General features: G+C 49.8%; 14 protein-coding genes. 9 read left to right on the top strand and 5 right to left on the bottom strand.

Going from position 1 to position 15545, the window contains the following annotated elements; all coding sequences use genetic code 11:
- Positions 1 to 31 precede the first annotated feature (31 nt).
- The 5 genes from PPHA_RS09870 to PPHA_RS09895 form a co-directional block, all read right to left on the bottom strand.
- On the bottom strand, positions 32 to 2095 hold the full coding sequence (locus PPHA_RS09870; protein ID WP_012508684.1) for a TonB-dependent receptor plug domain-containing protein: 2064 nt from the start codon (positions 2093 to 2095) through the stop codon (positions 32 to 34).
- A gap of 1 nt (position 2096) precedes the next feature.
- On the bottom strand, positions 2097 to 2906 hold the full coding sequence (locus PPHA_RS09875) for an ABC transporter ATP-binding protein (protein WP_012508685.1): 810 nt from the start codon (positions 2904 to 2906) through the stop codon (positions 2097 to 2099).
- Positions 2906 to 3901, bottom strand: coding sequence for a FecCD family ABC transporter permease (locus tag PPHA_RS09880; protein ID WP_012508686.1), 996 nt, complete (start codon positions 3899 to 3901; stop codon positions 2906 to 2908). Before PPHA_RS09880 ends, PPHA_RS09875 begins: the two co-directional genes overlap by 1 nt.
- 387 nt (positions 3902 to 4288) lie before the next feature.
- A complete protein-coding gene (locus PPHA_RS09890) occupies positions 4289 to 5158 on the bottom strand; it encodes an ABC transporter ATP-binding protein (RefSeq protein WP_012508687.1) in 870 nt (289 codons plus the stop codon).
- Positions 5155 to 5571, bottom strand: coding sequence for a TOBE domain-containing protein (locus PPHA_RS09895; protein ID WP_041526524.1), 417 nt, complete (start codon positions 5569 to 5571; stop codon positions 5155 to 5157). Before PPHA_RS09895 ends, PPHA_RS09890 begins: the two co-directional genes overlap by 4 nt.
- 436 nt (positions 5572 to 6007) lie before the next feature.
- Between PPHA_RS09895 and PPHA_RS09900 the strand changes: the two genes are divergently transcribed.
- From PPHA_RS09900 to PPHA_RS09940, 9 genes are all read left to right on the top strand, one after another.
- Positions 6008 to 8233 (top strand): TonB-dependent receptor, encoded by a 2226-nt coding sequence (locus PPHA_RS09900; protein WP_012508689.1) that lies wholly within the window; start codon positions 6008 to 6010, stop codon positions 8231 to 8233.
- 103 nt (positions 8234 to 8336) lie between these two features.
- Complete coding sequence (gene modA, locus PPHA_RS09905; protein ID WP_012508690.1) at positions 8337 to 9062, top strand: molybdate ABC transporter substrate-binding protein; 726 nt, start codon at positions 8337 to 8339, stop codon at positions 9060 to 9062.
- Positions 9062 to 9742, top strand: a complete 681-nt coding sequence (locus PPHA_RS09910) for a molybdate ABC transporter permease subunit (RefSeq protein WP_012508691.1) — start codon at positions 9062 to 9064, stop codon at positions 9740 to 9742. Before modA ends, PPHA_RS09910 begins: the two co-directional genes overlap by 1 nt.
- A gap of 342 nt (positions 9743 to 10084) precedes the next feature.
- On the top strand, positions 10085 to 11038 hold the full coding sequence (gene cysK, locus PPHA_RS09915) for a cysteine synthase A (protein ID WP_012508692.1): 954 nt from the start codon (positions 10085 to 10087) through the stop codon (positions 11036 to 11038).
- Between the two features lie 312 nt (positions 11039 to 11350).
- Positions 11351 to 12487 (top strand): trans-sulfuration enzyme family protein, encoded by a 1137-nt coding sequence (locus tag PPHA_RS09920; protein WP_012508693.1) that lies wholly within the window; start codon positions 11351 to 11353, stop codon positions 12485 to 12487.
- Positions 12488 to 12699: 212 nt separating this feature from the next.
- Entirely contained in the window at positions 12700 to 12912 is a 213-nt protein-coding gene (gene thiS / locus PPHA_RS09925) for a sulfur carrier protein ThiS (protein WP_317623594.1), read from the top strand.
- A gap of 15 nt (positions 12913 to 12927) precedes the next feature.
- On the top strand, positions 12928 to 13707 hold the full coding sequence (locus tag PPHA_RS09930; protein ID WP_012508695.1) for a thiazole synthase: 780 nt from the start codon (positions 12928 to 12930) through the stop codon (positions 13705 to 13707).
- Positions 13704 to 14804 carry a 2-iminoacetate synthase ThiH gene (thiH, locus tag PPHA_RS09935; RefSeq protein ID WP_012508696.1) on the top strand — a complete coding sequence of 367 codons (1101 nt, stop codon included), beginning with the start codon at positions 13704 to 13706 and terminating at the stop codon, positions 14802 to 14804. The genes PPHA_RS09930 and thiH overlap by 4 nt, the downstream gene beginning before the upstream one ends.
- Positions 14795 to 15544 (top strand): HesA/MoeB/ThiF family protein, encoded by a 750-nt coding sequence (locus PPHA_RS09940; RefSeq protein WP_012508697.1) that lies wholly within the window; start codon positions 14795 to 14797, stop codon positions 15542 to 15544. Before thiH ends, PPHA_RS09940 begins: the two co-directional genes overlap by 10 nt.
- Position 15545 lies beyond the last annotated feature (1 nt).

A 15545-nucleotide genomic window follows, 5' to 3' on the forward strand; every position in this document is an offset into this window, starting at 1 on the left:
TCAAAGTGACCGGGCGGATTTTTCTATTTTTTTAAAACGCCATGCTCAATTCCAGGCCAAGCGTGCGTCCTCTGTCTGGATAATAGCCTGTTACATAACGGGTTGAGTAGTGGACATCACCAAGGTTGTGACCATAGAGTGTTGCCGTCAGCCGTGAGCCCGAGAAGGTAAATGTCCGCATGATATTGGCATCAACCGTGGTATACTCCCCAAGATCTGCGTTCTGTATCCCAACCGGACTGGCTGATGTTTGCCACGAACTGACCTGTTTGATAGAGAGATTTGCCCGATACTTCTCCCACGAGTGGCTGAGCAGTGCTGAAAAATAATTCTCCGGGGTCGAGACTCCGACACCATCAGTAGTTACGCCGTTTGTTGTTGTACTGTTGGTGGTTAAATGTGTCCACGAAAAGCTGTATGAGGTGCTTTGCCGAACGTCACCCTTCACTGCAAGCTCAATACCTCTGCGCAAAACATCAGCTTCGGTGTAGTAATAGTAGGTTTCACCATTGACGGTATAGGTTTGCAGAACATTGTTCCCCATAGCAAGCACCGATTTTTGATTATCAATATCGTAGCTGAACCATGTGAGCATTGGCTTGAAATAACTTGCTGGCGCGGCTTCAAGAGCTAATTCAAAGCGCTTTTGTTTTTCAGCATGAAGTGGCGCTCCTGATTGCGTCGTCATGGTGAAATCACTTGGCGTACCTTCATCACCATGAAAATAGCGGGCATTCAATGCCAGGAGTTCATTCATTTTCCAGCGAGCGCCAAGTGCAACAACTTGTGCCGCTTCCATATCAACGTCATGGTTCGCAAGTGGTTTAGCGGCCACGGTACTCGATACATCACTATGTGTCAGGTCACGACGATAGCCACCGTCAAGCGATAAGGCCCCATCAAAGAGTTTTTGCTCAACACTGCACGACCATCCTTTAACTGTTGTATCAAAATTGTTATAGGGATTGCTCAGGTTCGGACCAAAACCATTACTGTTGTTAATTTGCCAGCCAAGCTGCACTAAAGTATTGCCAAATTGTGCATTATGGCGAATGCTGTAGCCACTCGACTCTTCCGAATAGTTCCGAAGCGACACCATGGCGTTTGCAAAACTTTCATTATGCTCTTCTTGTTCATATCTGGTTTTAAAGAGCGATAAAATCGTTACCTGATCACGATTCCACGCCATGGTCACCGTGGATGAAAGAAGTGAAGTTGTCAGCGGATCGTAGTACCATTTATCTGGAGCTAACGCACCCGAATAGGTTACACCTCGCTGCATTTCCAACCTGCCGGTATCGGTATAACCAGTTGCATCAACGCTTAACTTGCCAACCGTTACGCCTGCATTGATCATGCCGGATTGTCCATTTTGTCCATCAAACCACCTGTCGTTACTGGAGCGATCATAAGCGGCAGCACCACCAGCAACATAACCACGCAACGACGAGGCAGCAGTACCGAAACGGGTGCCTGCATAGAGATTTTCGCCTGTAGCAAATGGCAGTGAACCTGATTTTTCGGTATAGGCAGAAACCACACCTTCAGTTTTTTGGGGATGTTTTGTGCGAATCACGATAAATCCGGTATTGACGCCTGAGGTTGTGCCCCACTGACCGGGTGTACGTGTGGGACCAAGAGCAAGAGAGGTCGCTCCACGAACAATTTGAATCTCCTCAATATCCTGGAGGGGAATTTTTTGCAGAATTCGACTCGAAGAGGAGGGCAAAACAGCGCCATCAAGAATATAGGTAAGTTGTCCACCGCCTCGCTGGTCAAGCGAAAACGGGCTCCGCCTGCCCTGATAGGTCAGGTTCATACCGGCTGCTTTATTCAAAAGATCAAAGAGATCTTTGGGCGCATATGCTGCAATCTCTTTCCGGGTGAATATCTCTGTTCCAAAACTGGCGCTCGACTCTACCCGATAGGGGTTGGTGATGCTTTCGGGATCAAGATCATCACGCTTCGATACCGATGGTGCGGTAACGTTGATGCCGTCAAGTACTACAGGTTCTGCACTGGCGATGTTGGCGCTCTGGATCAGCAGAAGCGTCATGATAAACGACATGGAACCTTTCATTTTTGTCGCTGACATATCAGTTCTTGTTTGGGTTTAGAAAAAACGGAGCACATACTTTTCGTGAACAGATTCCATTATCTGGCGTATCAAACACCTGTACATCGACGCCATAGATCTGTTTCAGCGTTTCAGGGGTAAGCATCGTCTCAGGCGTTCCACAGCAGAACAAGGAGCCGTCGTTAACCACAACAACTTTTGAGGCAATCATAAAAGCGTGGTCGGGCGTGTGAGTAGCCATGAGAATGCCCACGGACTGTTTGCATAGCTCCCCGATTTTACGAATAATCCGTACCTGATTGCCGTAATCGAGGTTTGAAGTCGGCTCATCAAGAATGATGAATCTGGCCTCCTGCGTCAAGGCACGGGCAATAATCACCATCTGCCTCTCCCCACCGCTCAGCTCCGAAAATGCTCTCTCGGCGAGATGAGTGATATCGAGCAGTTCGAGAAAACTGTCGGCAATATCCCAGTCTTTCTTGCACGGAGAAGCAAAAAGAGGGAGATGTACCGTTCGACCGAACAGCACAACATCACGTACCGTGTAGGGAAATGGCGAGTGGTGAAGTTGAGGCACATAGGCAACCAACCGGGCAAAATCTTTTGGTGCAAAGCGTGAAATATCGGTTCCATCAATCGTAATCACTCCCCCAAGAGGCTTGATAAAACCGAGAATGGTTTTGAAGAGTGTTGTTTTCCCCACGCCGTTTGGCCCAAGCAGGCAGACAATCTCACCGGTCTGAATGGTCAGGCTGACATCGCGTAAAACCACCCGACCATTGTAGCCCAGATTGGTATGACAGAGTTCCAGCGATATGTTGTTCTCCATTACCATGACTTTCTGGATGATTTTTTCAGGAACCAGATGAAAAATGGGGCGCCGAGAAGCGCCGTGATAATGCCGATGGGGATTTCAACTGAAACCACTGAGCGAGCAATGTTATCAACCAGTAACATAAAAATGGCGCCAAAGAGGAATGAGACCGGCAGCAACATCCGGTGGTTTGGCCCTGCAACAAAGCGGGCAAGATGGGGCACCATAAGACCAACCCAGCCGATAATACCGGTGATTGATATGATGCTCGCCGACATGAGTGTTGCGCAAAGAATCACCAGCGCTCTCATCCAGCCCGTATGCACACCAAGCGAGCGGGCTTCATCTTCGCCAAATGAAAGCACATTCAGCCTCCAGCTTACCAGCATCAGGGGAATACTCCCGACCAACAGAAGCGGCAGAATCACCATCAGATCGTTCATCCGGATATTGGCAAGGCTGCCCATGAGCCAGTAGGTGATGGCGGGCAGCTTGTCATCAGGATCAGCAACATATTTGAGCATCGAAAGAAGGGCGCCAAAGAGAGAGGAGATAATGATTCCCGAAAGCACCAGCACAAGAACAGAATCGTGACTGCGGCCGATTGTCTTGCTGATGCTGACCGCTATCAGCACAGCGGTTATGCCACCGCCAAAAGAGAGAATCTGTATTCCGGCCACAGGCAATGAAAGCAAAATGGCCAATGCCGCCCCAAATCCGGCGCCGGAACTGACACCGAGGATATCAGGACTCACCATCGGGTTTCTGAACATCCCCTGATACGCGGCTCCGGACATTGCCAGAGCTCCCCCGGAGGCTATCGCCCCAATAAGCCGGGGCAAGCGAATGTTGAAAAGAATAACCGGAAGATTATCGTCTGTACATTGGCCGGTAGCGATCCATGAGAACAATGATGCCGGCGATACCGGATACCTCCCGATTCCCATTGAAAAAAAAGTGACCACTGCAAGAATAAACAGACAAACCACAATCAGAGAGAGACCTTTCATGGCTTGATCAAAAAGTTATCGTTATAGAGATGAAAACATAACGATGATTAAAAAAAAGAGAGCACATCAACACTGATCACCCCTGTCGGTATATACATCACTCTATAACGAAAACAAAATATATCAACAGATTATTGGCAATAAACCTTAACTATTCAGGCAAAAATCAAATTAAGCCCCTATTTCTTAAGAAAAGAGCAATAAAACACGCCGCACCTACCAACAACTGTTTCATCTCGAATACTCCTCTTGCCAGAAGGAGAGTATCCTGATATTGCGGATTTTCTCCCCCGAAAGGGTTTGAGACGCTCAGACAGATAAACGAAAATAATTTCCGGAAAATGGAAAGGAAACTTCTTTCAGGATGAATCAAGGGGCGCTGCATGTTCACAATTTTATGACAATCGGATTAAATGCTTTCGAGGCAACAAGCACCTCATCGCCAACCTTGAGTGTTGCGATGTCGCTTTCGCTGAGCACAACTTCAACCAGTTCGTTTCCAGCACCGATAACGGCAAGATAGATGCAGTCCACTTGACGGATACTCAGGATAGTGCTTGCAAAAGAAAATTTATTTGAGCTCTTGCGATCAAGAAAAACCTGAAGAGGGGTTCCACTGCGGATGATACCCCCCCGATCAAGCACGTTAACCGTATCGGAAAGTTTAAAAACCTCCTGTTTATCATGAGAGACCAGAATGGTTGTCAATCGGAAGCGCTTGTGAAAATTCAGGATTTCATCCTGAAGCCTGTTGCGGGTAACTTGATCGAGAGCTGAAAGCGGTTCATCAAGCAGCAGGATGTGGGGTTCCCGAAGTATGGCTCTTGCCAAAGCAACCCGCTGCTGCTGACCTCCGGAAAGGGTTGCCGGATAGCGATGTTTAAGGGCCTGAAGATCGGTCAGTTCAAGAAGCCGGTTTACCTTCTGTTCATCTCTTTTTTCCTGGGCAAACAGCAGGTTTTCCTTCACCGTCATCGTCGGAAAAAGCGAATAATCCTGAAAAACAAGCCCCACCTTTCTTTTCTGTGGCGGCAAATTGATTCGTGCAGTACTGTCGAACCATATCTGGCCATTAACTTCAATATGTCCGCTATCGGGTTTTACCAATCCGGCAAGAATACGCAACAGTGTGCTCTTGCCGCTGCCCGATTTGCCGTACAGGGTCTGCAGCGTCCCGGGCTGCAAAGAGAGATCCACCGAAAGTTCAAAAGTCCCTTGAGTGCCTGAAAGCGTTTTGGAAACCGAGAGGTGGATCATCGTTTAGCGGAATGTTCGTTATGAAGCAGCTCAAGCGAGAGTTGACTTGCCTTGATCAATACCGTAACGTCATCTTTTTCCTGCAGCCCCAGCCGTTCTGCAGCTTTCGCTGTAATGATACTCACGATCTCCCCTGCACTGCATTGAAGGGTGATCTCGGCAAGGAGAGAGCCTGCTCTTATTTTTGTGACTGCAGCAGGAAAGCTGTTACTGAAACTTGTTTCTCCCATGAGCCCCTTTGCAAGGGCAACCTCGGTTTCCTTAAAAAGAACATTTACCCTGCACCCTTTCCTGAAAAACGGCTGCAGGTCAAACAGCAGCATTCCAAGCTCTATGCCTGATGCATTGAGTTCAAGAAAACAGAGTGATTCCCGCTGATCTATGCCAGTAATGAGGACAGAGAGTTTATTCATGGTACAGTACGCCATCGTATTTCCTGAAAAGCTGACGCGCCGCTTATCAAAAAATAACTGTTTTGGTTTCTCCTGGAGCCTCCTGTCAAAACTGGCTGAATAACAGATGACGGTTCGGCTCTTCTGCAGAGCAAGCTATTAATCACAGAAAATAAGGCCTTTTCGATACTTTAACTAAATTTATTAGGTAAAATGAGTTTATTTTTTAATATTATCACGTATTACAAGCTCTTTTCAACATAAAGATGCACCACTACTTGATTGAGGCCAGCTTTTTTTTATTTTCCGTTATATAATTTAGTAAACAACGTATTGATTGCATAACCATGATATCAGACCACACCTCTTTCATGATGCCTGGAGAAGGTAATAAGGAATGAATAAAAAAATTTCACTTTCGCTATATTTTTAAGGTAATAACGAATAGGTAACAACTATGAAAAAAATAGCTCTTCTGGTTCTTCTCCTTGCTGTTTCCGAAATGGCTTCAGGCACTGAAATCCCTCTAAATTCTTCGGCAAACGGAGCAAGTGAGGTCAGCGCCACTGAAATAACCGTGACCGGGAAGAAAGGCGACATTCTGCAACGCGTAACCGGAAAGGAGTCGGAGCTGCTGAATCCCTCACAGATGTCAGTCTACAAGGCGATCAATCTGATGCCCTCGCTCAGCCAGCAGAGTGTTGATCCCTATGGGCTTGCCGATATTGTCAACTATCATGAATCATTTCGTTTCCGGGGTGTTGAGGCAACATCCGGTGGTGTTCCGGCCACAACGGTGAACGTTGAAGCTCTTCCGTTAACGGGAAGACCAGGTGGCGGCGCAACCATTTACGACCTTGAGAATTTCAGCAATATCAACATCTATACCGGTGTCATGCCCGCCAATGCAGGACTGGGGCTTGCTGATGTCGGCGGCAAAATCAATATGGAAATCCGTCGCCCCGAAGAGAGCTTTGGTGTGCTTCTCAAGCAGGGAATCGGCAGTCAGAATTTTTACCGCACCTTTATGCGTATTGATTCCGGCTCGCTCCCTGGCAAGGTCAAAAGCTTTATCTCATTTTCTGACAGTGCTGCGGACAAATGGAAAGGCGAGGGTAACAGCGAGAGAACCAACGTCATGGCAGGAGTGACAAAAGAGTTCAGCGACAACGTCAAACTTGAGACATTTGTAACCTACAGCAAGGGAGATATCCATGCCTACAAGCCACTGAGCTATGCTCAACTCTGTAACCCTGAAAGCGCCTATACGAATGATTACGGCACAAATCCTGACAGTTATGACTATTACGGCTACAACCGTAACAAATTTGAGGACTGGATGGTGATGGCCAACCTCGAGGTCAAAACAGGCGAGCATTCGAAACTCAACGTTAAACCCTACTACTGGAGCGACAAGGGATACTATCTCGAAACCATTACCCTTGCCAATAGCCAGAACCGGATCAGACGGTGGGACATCGACCACGATCTCAAGGGAGTTCTTGCCGAGTACACAACCAGACTCTCCGATATCGATCTTGATTTTGGCTACCTCTATCATACACAGGTTCGTCCCGGTCCACCGACTTCGTGGAAAAACTACAAGGTCGTCAACGGCAAGCTGGTTTTTGATCAGTGGAACATTCTCTCAAACAGTTCAAGCCATGAACTGCACTCCCCTTTTCTTGAGGCGACATACCGCTTCGGCGCCTATAAGCTTGAAGGAGGGGTAAAATATATCAACTATACGCTGCCATCGATCATTACCTGCAACACAACGGGGGTTGGCGACCTCAGTTACGATGCGGCTCTTGCCAGTGACCCGGCGATCAATACCAAAGCCAGCGCCCTGGATACAAAAAGCTTCAGCAGGCTCTTTCCCAATCTGACCCTTACAAGAACTGTTGGCGATAATGCCACCATTCATGCCGCATACGGGGAAAACTATGTAACACATGTCGATATCTATCCCTACTATATCTCACAGTTCAGCAGTTTTGACAGCAAGGGCATCACCTTTCAGCAGCTCTGGAGCGAGCGGGAGATGGAAACATCAAAAAATGTCGAACTCGGCATGAACGTACAAGGCAGCAACTGGAGCATTGCCCCAACCATCTACTATGCGCTGCACAAGAACAAGCAGGCTGTGCTCTATGATCCGGCGCTCAATGCAATATACCCGATGAACAATGCCGATGCCAGAGGTTACGGGTTTGAACTGGAAGCCGAGTACAAGCCTGTTGATAACCTGAGTTGTTACGGGTCATTCTCGTGGAACAGATTTTCTTTCTCCCAGGAGATCAACTCCGATGCTCCGGGAGGAGGAATCATCAAGGTGAAGGGCGAACAGGTTCCCGATGCTCCCGAATTCCTTGCAAAAGGGATGGTCAGCTACAAAACCGGAAACCTGACCATATCGCCCATTGTCCGATACACCTCTGTTCGTTATGGCGATGTGCTGCACAAGGAAAAGATTGACGGAACAACACTTTTTGACCTCGATCTTACCTGGAGCAGAAAAATGCCCGGTTTTAAACAGGTCGATTGCTCACTCTCTTTCCTGAACATTTTTGACAAGCAATATGTCAGCATGATCAGTACATCGGACTACAAAACCCTGAAAACATCCTATCAATCCGGAGCGCCATTTACCATGTTGGCAACGGTTGCATTCCATTACTGAGTTTTTTCCCATCAGCACCTGTTCTTTCTCTGTTACACCTTCCCGGCGTTTCTCCGGCGCCGGGATTTTTTTCCTCTGCACCTTCTCAAACGAAACTCACAGCATGAACAGAAAACTGTTTTTCCCGCTTCTTCTTCTCTTTTCCCTTTTTTCGCCAATCCTGAAAGCGGAAACCATAACCATTGCTGCAGGAGCAGGCTACAAGCGGCCCCTTATGGAGATCGCTGAACAATATGAACGGAAAAGCGGAAGTCACGTCGATGCCGTTTTTGGCAATATGCAGCAGGTTATTTCCCAGGCCCAAATGAGTGGCAATGTCTCGATTATTTTTGGAGACAGAACCTTTTTTGACCACTCTCCCATCACTTTTTCCAACTACTATCCCGTTGGCAAAGGAACACTGGTGCTTGCATGGCGCAGTGGCCTCCACATGAAGAAAATAACGGATATACGGGAAAGAGGGATTACAAGGGTTGGTATCCCTGATGCCAAAAAAGCCATTTATGGACGTGTTGCGGCTGAATACCTGAAAAAATCAGGGTTATCAGAAGCGGTAGGGAGCAAACTCCTGGTGGTCTCCACAGTTCCCCAGGTCTCCGCCTATCTGGTATCAGGGGAAATTGATGCCGGTTTTATCAACATTACGGATGCCATTGGCATTCAGGATAACATTGGTGGCTATCTTGCTGCCGATCCGTCACTCTATACACCGATTCATATTCAGGCAGGAGTTGTCAAAGGATTTGAGACGCAAGCGCAAGTAAAAGGGTTCCTGCAATTCCTGAAAGAGACCGAATGCGCTGCTATCCTTCGGAAATACGGGCTCTGATGGAGAGCAACAGTACCATGCTTTTCAGTCGTGAGGTGGCAGAACCGCTCATGCTCACGCTGAAAACGGCTGCCATAACTCTGACACTGCATCTTGCAGCAGGAGTGATTTCAGGCTACCTTCTGACAAAGGGCAAGAGCTTTTTTGGCTTTATTGCTGACGCTGTCATCACATTGCCACTTGTTTTTCCCCCCATTGCCACCGGCTTTTTGCTTCTTCTGCTTCTGGGACGAAACGGAATTATTGGCCAGCCCCTCCTCGCTATGGGGTCGGAAATCATTTTCAGCCAGAGTGGTGTCTTCATCGCTTCATTTATCGCCGGGCTGCCCCTGGTTGTCAAGTCAGTCCAGGCAGCAATTGCCGCCATGAACCCGGCACTTTCTGAAGCTGCCTGGACTCTGGGGAAAAGCAGATTGCAGACCTACCTTTTCGTAGTGCTTCCCGCAATCAGGCACGCCTTGCTTACAGGGCTCATCCTCTCACTTGGCCGTTCGCTCGGTGAAGTTGGTATTACGCTCATGCTGGGGGGCAATATTATCGGAAAAACCGAAACCGTCTCGCTGGCCGTCTATAACGCTGTTTTTGAAGGTAACTTTGAAAAAGCCGCTCTGCTTTCGTTCATGCTCGGCCTCATCTCTCTTATCATGTTCTATGCCCTGAAAAAAATCAGTAACACCTGAAAAAAAATGATGACCACTCTTTATTTCAAAAAAAGTTTTTTGGAAATGATCAAAAAAAGAGTTAACAATCGTTAAGAAACAACCAAAGAAAAGACAACCTATGAAATCGATAGCTTCGAACCCCTTTCCAATGCCCTGTTGCTGTTGCATAGGGCTGCACTATTCTGACAAAAGAATATCGGGAAAGAGATGGTAACTCGCACATGATTTCATGAAGTATGTAACCTCTTGCAAGCCGGTTCTGAATGTCAGAATCGGCTTTTTCGTTGTTTAACGAGATTTTTAATTTAACGGCTTATTCATTCATCGTGTTCTTTTCAACCCTCAAAACAGGTAACAACTATGGAACGCATCGCAAAAAAACTGACCGATCTGATCGGTAACACTCCTCTTCTTGAACTTGGAAATTTCACTCTTGAGCATCAGGCCCTGGCAACGATTATTGCCAAACTCGAATACTTCAATCCCGGCGGCAGTGTCAAGGACCGCATCGGTTTTTCAATGATTGAAGCTGCTGAAAAACAGGGTTTACTCCATAAAGAGAGCATCATCATCGAGCCGACAAGCGGCAATACCGGTATTGCACTGGCGTTTATTGCTGCGGCCAAGGGATATCGGCTCATCCTCACCATGCCTGAAACCATGAGTATCGAACGCCGAAACCTGCTCAAGGCGCTTGGCGCCGAACTGGTACTGACACCTGGTACGGAAGGAATGGGCGGAGCAATCAGGAAAGCAGAGGCATTGAGTGCTGAATATCCGAACTCATTTGTTCCACAGCAGTTCAAAAACCCTGCAAATCCGGAGATCCACCGCAAAACAACGGCCGAAGAGATCTGGAACGATACCGACGGGAACGTTGATATTTTTGTCAGCGGCGTAGGCACCGGAGGCACCATTACCGGTGTAGGAGAGGTACTCAAACAGCGGAACCCCGAGGTAAAAATTGTCGCTGTTGAACCCTTCGATTCACAGGTTCTTGCTGGCAATAAACCCGGTCCGCACAAAATACAGGGAATCGGCGCGGGCTTTGTACCTGCTATCCTGAACACTGCCATTTACGATGAAATTATCCCGGTAAAAAACGAAGATGCCCTGCGTACGGGTCGCAAACTGGCAAAAACCGAGGGACTTATTGTTGGTATCTCGTCAGGTGCAGCGGTTTATGCCGCCCTGCAGCTTGCACTTCGTGAGGAAAACAGAGGAAAACGTATTGTCGTCATTCTGCCGGATACCGGAGAGCGCTACCTCTCAACACTGCTCTATCAGTTTGAAGAAGAGCCCATTACTATCTGAACTGGCAGACGCAATTTGATCAATCCGGAGAAACATTCCGGTTCAACTATTATAAATCCTCAATGACAACCGCACCGATGAAATTCAGGCAACATGAGAGTTGAGGATTTATAAAAAAAATGGAAAATATCGGTTAACTTTGCTGCAGCCCTCTCCCGGTCAACCGTACCGAAAACCATTTCGACCTCCACAGAAAGGAGTTCTTTGAAGCATTCGGTCTGGCGCAGAACGAAACCGGGCGCAAGAGCATGGCGATCGAAAGAACATCAACAAAGCGGGAATCGTCTCTGATCCGCATTAACGCAGAAAACAATGCAGTTTGAAACCCTTGCCATTCATGACGGACAGGCTCCTGATCCCCATACAGGATCAGTAACCGTCCCTGTTTACCAGGCCTCTACCTTCGAGCGTGCTGACCTGCAGCGTCACGGTGAGTTCTTCTATTCGAGAATCGGCAATCCGACGAGAGCGGCGCTCGAATCAACCATCGCACTGCTTGAAAACGGTCGTTATGGCCTCGCCTTCGCCTCCGGAGTTGCCGCTACCCTGGCCGCGCTCCAGGTGGTCAAACCCGGAGAGCATATTGTGGCAAGCAACGATATCTATGGGGGAAGTTACCGCATTTTTGAGCAACTCCTCCGTCCGCTGGGGGTCACAACAAGCTATGCAGAAAGTTCAGATACCGCGAGTTATAAGGCATGCATCACCCCGGAAACCAGACTGATCTGGATTGAAACCCCGAGCAACCCGCTTCTTCAGCTCTCCGACATCCGCGCTCTTGCCTCACTGGCAAAAGAGCGCGGCATCCTGCTCGCGGTCGACAACACCTTTTTAAGCCCCTACTTCCAGCGTCCGCTTGAACTTGGAGCCGATATTGTTGTCCACAGCACCACAAAATATCTTGGCGGGCACAGTGACGTCATCGGTGGCGCTGTCATCACCTCGGATGCAGCGCTGCACACCATCATCAAAAACTATCAGGCCGCAGCGGGAGCCATACCGGCGCCCTGGGACTGCTGGCTCATTCTTCGTGGATTGAAAACGCTTAAAATCCGCATGAAAGAGCATGAGGCAAACGCCCTGCATCTTGCCAAATTTCTTGAACAGCACCCGGCAGTGGAGCAGGTTTTTTATCCAGGCCTCCCATCCCACCCGCAGCATGAGCTGGCGAAACAGCAGATGAGCGGGTTCGGGGGAATGGTAACCTTTGCCCTTAAAGGGGGGCTTCCGGCTGTCGAACAACTGGTCGCACGAATCAAACTGTTTATCCTTGCCGACAGCCTCGGCGGTGTAGAGTCGCTCATCGCATCACCGGCCAAAATGACACTCGGAGCCCTCTCGATTGAGGAGCGTGCGCGGAGGAGATGTACCGACAACCTCGTACGCCTCTCTGTCGGGCTTGAAAATGCAGAGGATCTGGAGGCGGATTTGTTGAACGCGATTACGTAAGGGCACGCCATGGCGTGCCCCTACAATGGCGGGATATTACCCGATATGATTCATGGTATGATTGCGGGTTTGCAGGGTTTGTGGGGTATGGCCCGATGTGATTCATGGTATGATTGCGGGTTGGTGGGGTTGGTGGGGATGTACCACGGCATATCTCCCCCCGCATGATTCATGGCATGGCACAATTTGACGACAAAAGAAACAATGAAGAAATGGCACAAATGATTACTATTGAACTGAACGGGCAGCAACAGCCACTCCCTGCCGGTTCTGCCGTGAACGATCTTCTCTCAATCATCGGCTCTGACGGAAAAAGTGTGGCAGTAGTGGTCAATCAGCAGATCATCCGCCCTGAAAACCGCTCAACCCGCCTCTTGCAAGAGGGTGATCAGGTTGAGCTTCTCATTTTCGCAGGCGGTGGTTAACCTTTTTTATTTATTATGGATGCTTTGCAACTCGGCTCTTATACCTTCTCTTCCCGCCTGATTCTCGGAACAGGAAAATTCAGCAATGCAACGGTCATGCTTGAAGCCGTCCGTGCATCCGGCGCACAACTTATTACCGTCGCTCTGCGCCGATTCAACCGCGAACAGGCTGAAGATGACCTCTTTGGCCCTCTTTCAGCAATTGAGGGCGTAACCCTCATGCCCAATACTTCGGGCGCTTCAACCGCCGCTGAAGCAATACGCGCCGCCCATATTGCCCGTGAACTCTCCGGAAGCCCCTTCATCAAGGTTGAAATTCACCCGAATCCACAGCATCTGATGCCCGACCCTATTGAAACCCTGGAGGCCGCGCGGGTTCTGGCAAGTGAGGGTTTTCTTGTCATGCCCTACATCACAGCAGACCCGGTACTGGCCAAACGGCTTGAAGATGTCGGATGCGCCTCGGTCATGCCTCTCGGCTCAGCAATTGGCAGCGGTCAGGGAGTCGCCACCGCAGCGATGATCGAGATCATCATCCGTGAAAGCGGCATCCCGGTCATTGTTGATGCCGGACTGCGCTCCCCCTCCGAAGCTGCGAATGCCATGGAGATGGGATGCAGTGCGGTGCTGGTCAACAGCGCTGTGGCGGTCGCAGGCAATCCACCGGAGATGGCTGAAGCCTTTGCGGAAGCCGTTGCAGCAGGACGAAAAGCATTCAGGGCCGGGCTCATGCAAAAAAGTGGCTCTGCCATAGCAACAAGTCCGCTTACCGCTTTTCTGGGAGCAAAGGGATGAGGGAGATACCCGACTGGCTCACGGACAATCGGGAGACGATGGCGCTTGCCGCCATGCTTGCGCCCCCCTATGCATCGGATTCCCTCGAAGCGCTTGCTGCCGAATCGAGAGCGATCACCCTGCGTCGTTTTGGACGCACCATGACGCTCTACGCCCCGCTCTACCTTTCGAACTACTGTTCCAGCGGCTGCGTCTACTGCGGTTTTGCCTCCGACCGAAAAACTCTGCGCCACCGCCTTGAACCCGATGAGATCGTCCGGGAGCTGAAGGCCATGAAAAAGCTCGGCATCAGCGACATCCTTCTCCTCACCGGCGAACGGACAGCCGCTGCCGACTTCGACTACCTCCGAAAAAGTGTTGAAATCGCTGCACAGGAGATGCAACGGGTCTCGGTTGAGGCCTTTCCTATGAGCGTCAGTGAATACCGCGCACTTGCCGACTGCGGCTGCACCGGCATCACCATATACCAGGAGACCTACAACCGGGAGCGTTACGAGGCGCTGCACCGCTGGGGGCCAAAAAAAGATTATATCGACCGGCTTGAAACCCCGGCAAGAGCCCTCGAAGGGGGCATAAAAAACGTCGGACTCGGAGTGCTGTTCGGCCTCTCCGATCCGGTTGAAGATGCTCTGGCCCTCTACCGGCACCTTCGATATCTTGGCAGAACCTGGTGGCGTGCAGGCATGTCACTCTCCTTTCCCCGCATGAGACCCCAGACCGGCGGTTATGAGCCCCCGTTCCCCGTTGATGACCACCTTCTCGCCCGCATGATCTTTGCCTTCCGCATAGCGCTGCCGGATACGGAGCTGGTTCTCTCAACAAGGGAGAGCGCAGCTTACCGCGACGGCATGGCAGGACTGGGCATTACCCGAATGAGCATTGAAAGCCGCACCACCGTTGGCGGCTACGATAACCCGGAGAACAAGGAAGAGGGACAGTTTGAAATTTTTGACGACCGCACCGCCAAAGAATTTTGCACCGCGCTGCGCAAAAAAAATATAGAACCTGTCTTTAAAAACTGGGAACCAGCCTATAATGGTCCGTCTGATGGCAACAAGACAACAATGCATCATGGAGAAGCGGAAACATGCCATTGAGTGACAACCAGCGGGAGCGATACGCCCGCCACCTTGCACTGCAGGAAATCGGCGAAGAGGGGCAGGAAAAACTGCTTGAAGCGAAAGTACTGATCATCGGCGCCGGAGGGCTCGGCTCTCCTGTCGCCTTCTATCTTGCAGCGGCAGGAATCGGTACCATCGGACTGATGGATGGCGACAAGGTCGATCTCAGCAACCTCCAGCGCCAGATCCTCCATACCACGGCATCAATCGGACAGGAGAAGGTCAACTCCGCAGAGGAGCGACTGCACAGCCTTGATCCCGATATCAGGCTCACGCTCTATCCCTATCGACTCACAACCGACAACGCGCCAAAAATTATCGCCGGATATGACTTCATCATCGACGCCACCGACAATTTTGATGCAAAATTCCTGATTGCACGAGCCTGCCACCATGCAGCCAAACCCTACTCCCATGCCGGTATCAGGGAGTTTCACGGCCAGACCATGACCGTTCATCCCGGCAAAACCGCCTGCTACCAGTGCGTTTTCCACGAAGAGGGAGTCCCTGCTGCATCCATCCCGAAAGGGCCACTTGGAGCGCTCCCCGGCCTCATCGGCAGCATACAGGCAACTGAAGCAATAAAAGAGATTCTTTCAATTGGAACTCCCCTCGTCAATACACTTCTGACCTGCGACCTCCTCTCCATGACCATGCGCAGGATCAGCGTTCAGCGTGACCCCTCCTGCCCGATCTGCGGAGAGCCGCATCAATAAA

The organism is Pelodictyon phaeoclathratiforme BU-1, from assembly GCF_000020645.1.
Taxonomy (GTDB): Bacteria; Bacteroidota; Chlorobiia; order Chlorobiales; family Chlorobiaceae; genus Chlorobium; species Chlorobium phaeoclathratiforme.

Coding starts and splice junctions, on each gene's coding strand:
- PPHA_RS09870 (WP_012508684.1), bottom strand. CDS start 2,095: ATGTCAGCGACAAAAATGAAAGGTTCCATGTCGTTTATCATGACGCTT.
- PPHA_RS09875 (WP_012508685.1), bottom strand. CDS start 2,906: ATGGAGAACAACATATCGCTGGAACTCTGTCATACCAATCTGGGCTAC.
- PPHA_RS09880 (WP_012508686.1), bottom strand. CDS start 3,901: ATGAAAGGTCTCTCTCTGATTGTGGTTTGTCTGTTTATTCTTGCAGTG.
- PPHA_RS09890 (WP_012508687.1), bottom strand. CDS start 5,158: ATGATCCACCTCTCGGTTTCCAAAACGCTTTCAGGCACTCAAGGGACT.
- PPHA_RS09895 (WP_041526524.1), bottom strand. CDS start 5,571: ATGAATAAACTCTCTGTCCTCATTACTGGCATAGATCAGCGGGAATCA.
- PPHA_RS09900 (WP_012508689.1), top strand. CDS start 6,008: ATGAAAAAAATAGCTCTTCTGGTTCTTCTCCTTGCTGTTTCCGAAATG.
- modA (WP_012508690.1), top strand. CDS start 8,337: ATGAACAGAAAACTGTTTTTCCCGCTTCTTCTTCTCTTTTCCCTTTTT.
- PPHA_RS09910 (WP_012508691.1), top strand. CDS start 9,062: ATGGAGAGCAACAGTACCATGCTTTTCAGTCGTGAGGTGGCAGAACCG.
- cysK (WP_012508692.1), top strand. CDS start 10,085: ATGGAACGCATCGCAAAAAAACTGACCGATCTGATCGGTAACACTCCT.
- PPHA_RS09920 (WP_012508693.1), top strand. CDS start 11,351: ATGCAGTTTGAAACCCTTGCCATTCATGACGGACAGGCTCCTGATCCC.
- thiS (WP_317623594.1), top strand. CDS start 12,700: ATGGCACAAATGATTACTATTGAACTGAACGGGCAGCAACAGCCACTC.
- PPHA_RS09930 (WP_012508695.1), top strand. CDS start 12,928: ATGGATGCTTTGCAACTCGGCTCTTATACCTTCTCTTCCCGCCTGATT.
- thiH (WP_012508696.1), top strand. CDS start 13,704: ATGAGGGAGATACCCGACTGGCTCACGGACAATCGGGAGACGATGGCG.
- PPHA_RS09940 (WP_012508697.1), top strand. CDS start 14,795: ATGCCATTGAGTGACAACCAGCGGGAGCGATACGCCCGCCACCTTGCA.